This is a genomic window from Salinibacterium sp., assembly GCF_031364185.1.
Lineage (GTDB): Bacteria > Actinomycetota > Actinomycetes > Actinomycetales > Microbacteriaceae > Rhodoglobus.
Map to the genome: position 1 here is coordinate 1 of NZ_JANLVV010000257.1, position 5,362 is coordinate 5,362.

At 61.3% G+C, this 5,362-nt stretch carries 5 protein-coding genes, 2 tRNA genes and 1 pseudogene; 5 read left to right on the plus strand and 3 right to left on the minus strand.

The annotated features are described in order from the left end of the window. Window positions 1-244: pseudogene (locus RMN95_RS11170) on the minus strand (MFS transporter); the annotation flags it as partial. Window positions 245-404: 160 nt separating this feature from the next. On the opposite strand from RMN95_RS11170, the gene RMN95_RS11175 reads away from it, so the two are divergent. Together RMN95_RS11175 and RMN95_RS11180 are read left to right on the plus strand one after the other, a co-directional pair. After that, window positions 405-475: transfer RNA gene (locus RMN95_RS11175), tRNA-Pro, on the plus strand. A 20-nt stretch (window positions 476-495) separates the two neighbouring features. Continuing rightward, window positions 496-569: transfer RNA gene (locus RMN95_RS11180), tRNA-Pro, on the plus strand. Window positions 570-765: 196 nt separating this feature from the next. Here the strand turns inward: RMN95_RS11180 and RMN95_RS11185 are convergent. Next, on the minus strand, window positions 766-1,071 hold the full coding sequence (locus RMN95_RS11185) for a tyrosine-type recombinase/integrase (RefSeq protein ID WP_309616990.1): 306 nt from the start codon (window positions 1,069-1,071) through the stop codon (window positions 766-768). 6 nt (window positions 1,072-1,077) lie between these two features. Here RMN95_RS11185 and RMN95_RS11190 point away from each other — a divergent pair, with 6 nt between their 5' ends. Both RMN95_RS11190 and RMN95_RS11195 read left to right on the plus strand, forming a co-directional pair. Further along, a complete protein-coding gene (locus RMN95_RS11190) occupies window positions 1,078-1,290 on the plus strand; it encodes a hypothetical protein (protein WP_309616991.1) in 213 nt (70 codons plus the stop codon). A gap of 671 nt (window positions 1,291-1,961) precedes the next feature. After that, window positions 1,962-2,102, plus strand: a complete 141-nt coding sequence (locus tag RMN95_RS11195; protein ID WP_309616992.1) for a hypothetical protein — start codon at window positions 1,962-1,964, stop codon at window positions 2,100-2,102. Between the two features lie 119 nt (window positions 2,103-2,221). Here the strand turns inward: RMN95_RS11195 and RMN95_RS11200 are convergent, their stop codons facing one another. Next, window positions 2,222-3,706 carry a HEPN domain-containing protein gene (locus tag RMN95_RS11200; protein ID WP_309616993.1) on the minus strand — a complete coding sequence of 495 codons (1,485 nt, stop codon included), beginning with the start codon at window positions 3,704-3,706 and terminating at the stop codon, window positions 2,222-2,224. Between the two features lie 215 nt (window positions 3,707-3,921). Here RMN95_RS11200 and RMN95_RS11205 point away from each other — a divergent pair. Next, window positions 3,922-5,362 (plus strand): hypothetical protein (locus tag RMN95_RS11205; protein WP_309616994.1); only part of this gene is annotated, 1,441 nt, incomplete at its 3' end.

Consider the following 5,362-nt stretch of genomic DNA (forward strand, 5'->3'; position numbering starts at 1 on the left):
AGCCAGTAGTCGGGATGACGACCGCCATCGTCAGCATGAACGCCGTCGACAGCCACTGCGCGGTGCTCGCGGCAATGTTGAGATCGTCCATTAATCGCGGGATGGCAACGCCGATAATGGCTTCGTTGAGGATGACGACGAAAGTTGCCACCAGCATCAGGTTGATCACGAGACCGTTGCGCCTGCTGTGGTCGGGCGTGGCCTCGACCGGCGTTGTCGGCGTAGTGAGGGCGTTGTCAGTCACGGAAATCCTGTCGGTTAAATGGGGAGAGTACTGGGGGCAGCTCGGCCCGCTCGAAAGTGTACGTTGTGAACATTTTGCATCGTGCCGCCGACATTGTGCCAGCGCACACAGCAGATGAAATTCTCACTTCGTGTTACAGGCTAAGCTATCGGAGTTGTCACGGGCTGTGGCGCAGCTTGGTAGCGCACTTGACTGGGGGTCAAGGGGTTTACCACTCTCCGGTCGGCCCAAATAACTGAAAATCAATGTCGCGGGCTGTAGCGCAGCTTGGTAGCGCACCTGACTGGGGGTCAGGGGGTCGCAGGTTCAAATCCTGTCAGCCCGACAGAAAAGCCCTGATGAGACTGTAAATCTCATCAGGGCTTTGTTGTTTTCAAACGCAATTTTTGTGGTCCCCCTCTGGTCCCCTTGGGCGCTTCCGCGCGGGCGGCCGGTGTGAGGCAGGCCTAGCCGAGACTGCGGTCCTGTGGATAAGGGGACCAAAAGGGGACCAGAACGGCTTCTGAAGCCGATCTCGACCGTCACAGACCGCGCGCTTGGCGCTGCTGCGCAGCCTTCGATTTCGACGCTGGCAGAGCCGACCTACTGAGGAACGCGTTGGCCTGTTCGGCGGCAGAGGCGAGGTGCCGGTCGTCCGGGTGTAGGTATCCGCGGGTGGTTTCTATGGAGGCGTGCCCAAGGATGTCTTGGAGCACGTGCAGGGGAACTCCGGCGTCGGCGAGCCAGGTCGCACCGGTGTGCCGGAGTCCGTGGCGGGTCAGATCCGGCAGGCCGATGTCGATGACGAGTTGATCGGCAGAGCCTCGTGCGGGAACCAGAGATCGCACTGGACTTTGAACCCGGGCGGGTGCACGAGCCGATCGGCGGGGTCTGGCACCCTGTACTCGGGCCGGAGCTCGGCTATCTTCGCCCGGAACAACGACGGCGACCCTGACCAGCCCACCCGTTCGGCCGCTGTCGCGGCCGGCATCGTGGGCGTCGCCGCGAGCAACACCCTCACCTGCGCTGCGAACGCGTCGAAACTCGACCCGTTCGGCTCGCGTTGATACGTCGGCGCCCGGTCGACGGCCAAAGCCCGATCGATCGTCCCCCAAGACACCCCGACAAGTCGGGCTATCTCTCGCTTCGAGTGCTGCCCCGTCGAATGCAGGTGGCGAATCTCTGCCCAATCATCCAATTTGATCACCTTCCATAGTGGTTGGTGGCCCTATTTTCAGTTGGCGTCAACATGCGGCTCAGTTCACTCGGTGTACGGAGATTTCGTGCTGCTGTGCGCTCTGCTCGCGGCGCGTAGTTCCGAGGTGGCGCTGAGTGGTCAAAACCGCCGCGCCGTTCGTCGAAGTCGAAGAAAGCCGAGGACTCGCCCAATAGGCAGGCGCTGGGGCTCTCTTCTCTGAGCTGAGTGGCGCCGGAGACCTCTTATATCTCCTGGTTGGAGGCGCTGAGCACCTCATTGATCACGAAGTGCTGCGGGCAGGTGACGGCGAAGGCGATGACGTCGTCGATGTTCGTTGGGGGACCCGAAGGGGGGACGGTAGCGTCTGACAGTCTTACGGTATGGACCCAACAACCTCGTTCGTGCTCGCAGTGATAGCGATAGTCGTCGCGGGTGCTTCTTCAGTGTTTGCAGGGATCAGCATCAATCAGACGCGAAAATTCAGGCCGAAACCAGATCTTGTGACTCGACACGGTCGCGCTGATTAGCGAGGAGCACAGCGTGGACCTCTTGGAAATCATCCCGGGAGCCGAGGCTGTGGCCATGATCGACGCGGAAGCCGACTGGCGCGAGCACGATATCGTCGGCCCGATGTGGGCTCGGTTCAACACTGCTCGCGACGGCGGTTTCGATACCAAGTGAGGGCCCCTAGTCAGTCGATTCGTTGCGCACTAGGCCGAGCCTGCAGTGGCCGAGGATTCGGCTAGGCGGCGTTCGAGAAAGCACCGTTCGGCACCGTCGCCGCTGGGTTCTGTCGAATGTCAGAGGTTTGCCTCCGGTGTGCTTAGCCATTCCCGCGCGTGGCTAGACGTACTGCGCAACTGCGGATTGTTGTGCACAATTTCGCGCTGTCGTTCAGCGGGAAGGCCGAGTTCATTCAACAAGTTGAGGATCACGATCGCGGTTGTGACGTTCACAATCGCGATCAACTCGTCCATGGACTGACGAGGGGTATGACCTTCGTGCGCCAAATCATTTCGTGCCCGCGTCGTCACTGTCGCCCATCTGTCCACGTTAGGCACGAGTCGACTAATCGCCTCTGTGTCGGGACGAGCGGCAAGAGCGTGAAGGCGGTCCCGCAACGTCGGGTCGTTCCGAAGCGTTGACTTGACCCGCTCCTGGCGTTCCGCCGGCACCTGGCTGAGCATTGCCTCGCGGATCGCGATGAACTCTTCGGCAGGGATCGGGGGCACGTCAATTTTAAGTCCTCGGTGCAACACCTCAGCTGCACCTACCGCCGTGAGGAGGTTGTTCTCAATGTATTGAGCCGGGGCGTATCGGAGCCCAAGGATCATGTTTGAGGCGGCCTGCAGACGTTCGTGCACTTCGCTCCAACGGGGGATGATCTCCTCGAATGGGATGTCATCACATGTAAAGAAGATGCGGTGCGACTCGACGGCCTTGCCGTCGTGATCTCCCACCTTGGCAGACCGATAGACCACTTCGACGTCCCGGTCCTGGATGGGACGGCCTCCAGCGCTCGCTGGTTCCGGCGACGGGACTCTCAAGCGGAGCCAGATGACGCCAGCAGCGCGATGGGTGGCGAGCGAGATGAGGTCTTGGATGAGCCGAGTGAACCGCATCGCGTCGCTTAGCGAGCAAGGCTGGTTCGGCTTGATGCGTATGAACGCGGTGTCACGTTCGCGTCCCACCGTCGACCCTCGTCGCTGATCAAAGTACGGGAGCGTGTGACGGTGAGCGAGCACAAACTGGGCTCCGCCGACCTCTACCGAGGGCTCCTCGACAGGAGCCACTGTAATGGTCCCGCTTCCATCCGGACGGCCGCCCGGCGCACCCCATGTACCTCCAAAGACCGAGGACGCCGCCCATTGATTGAGGTTGTCCACCGACACCTCGCAATGAGAGAACACGGCTTCACTCTCGTTACGAACGTGGGCACCGATGAGCGCAGACGTTGCCACGACCGTTTGCTTGTTAGGGCTATTCACCCTCGCACCGAATGTTCGTTCCGATGCGGTTGGTACACCACCGAGAAGGGTGATCTCCTTATGCTCGGCCGCGCCCCAAATGACGTCCCAGGATCGGCTCCCTTCATGGACGACTTCAACACCATCGACTGGAGTGCTCAGGATGCGGTCCTCGAACGCTCCGATCAAAGTGAGCCTGAGCCCGTCGTCGATTGTGTAACGGAGAGTGCCGGGTACCTGCTGATCAGGCTCATCCGGAAGCCACCATAATCCCGCCCACTCACCCTCGTCACGAAGATTCACAGGCTCATGAGACACGCGCAGCATCCTTCGTGGCAACGCAGTGCGTTCGCAACGTCTCCGACCTGCATCCAACGGTGAGATCGGGCATTCCATGGGCCGCGATCTCCCCATCGTCGGAGCGGTGGTAGTCCTGGGCCGCATAAACGGGTGTCCTCGATCGATAAGTCTGCATGTGAGAGATCCTGCCACTCGTACGGGTAGTCGATAACATCTGTTATACGGAGGTGTCAGTGGCAAGCAAACGTCGTGGTGGCGCGCAGCGAGAAGCCGAGAAGCGGACGCGACAACGCGAAGCTTCGGCCCCACGCGCCTCCGGCTCACAGCAGGCCTTTCCAACCGTCGACGACATCTTCGCCCGCCTCCGCAGTGGAGCGGCCAACGTCGCCGGCGTCACCTATCAGGTGAGTCTCGCAGCACTCCTTCTTGCAGGCGGACGATCGCGCGAGAGCGAGCTTCCGGTCGTGACGACCGTTCGTCCTGAAGGATTTGAAGACATCGACCTTCGCCTGAGCGATGGGTCGTGGCTGCTCGTCCAGAGCAAGCAAAGGGGCGGCCAGCGAACAATTGGCGTTGCCGAGATCGCGAGCATCATCGTTCACGCCTCGCAGGTGGAATTGGCACGGGATTACGACGGTGAGGTCGCAGGCTTCGCGATCGTGACGAATGGGTCTTTCGCGGTTCCCCCTTCGGGTTGGGCAAGCACCCTCGCGGACAACGAGGACCTCGTTATTGCGCTTCAGAAGACGTTGGACAGTGCTGGCCGTGGCCCTGAGGGCGCCAGGCACTTGATCGCTCGCACTCGGTTGGTGGTGACCGAAGATTCTCTGGCTGGCCACATCGAATCGCAGCTTATGGCGGCGTTCGACGTCGTCCCTGTAGTGGCTGCAATCACGAGAACCAGGCTTACAGCCGACCTCGGCGAACTCTCTGCCGCCCAGCGCGGCGGCAGCGCCGCCTCCGCCCTCCAGTTTTCCGTGACCGACCTTGATGCGCTCGTTAACGACGTCGAGGGCGCCGTTGACGTGAGCGCCCTCGAGGAGGCTCTCCGCAGTGGCGTTTGTGAGCTTGCTAACTTTGCGAGAGGAGCGGCCGACTCGGAGGCTCAGTTCTTTGCAGGTGTGCGAGTAGTTCCTGGTCATATTGGGTCCAATCGCGACGTCGTTCGAGTGCCGGAGTGTCAGTCGATTCTCGACGCGTTGGGTGCGAGTCGGCATGTCTTGATCGTCGGCCCTAGCGGCACTGGCAAGTCTGGACTCTTGTGGCGTTCCGCCTCGATGCTCGAAGACGGCCCGATCCTGCTTCGCGTGCTGCGCGTCGAGTCCGCGGACGATGTCGAACAGCTTGTTCGCTACGCGAAGGTCCTCGCCCCATCCGAACAGCGACGGGTCTTGGTTTGCGTCGACGACATCGGGCGGACCTCCACCGAGCTTTGGCCGATTGCACGTGACCGCCTTTTTGAACTACCTGGCGTCTCGATTCTCGGAGCGTCCCGACAAGAAGACCTCTTGCCGTCAACCGCTAGCGGCGCCACCCTCGTCGACTCCCGCTTGGCGGCAGAGTCCGCGGCACGAATCTATGAGCGCCTCATTGCCGCGGGGATGCCCATCGAGGCTGAACCCGAGGAGGCGATCTCGCGAGCCCAGGGATTGCTCATGGAATTCGTCGCGATTG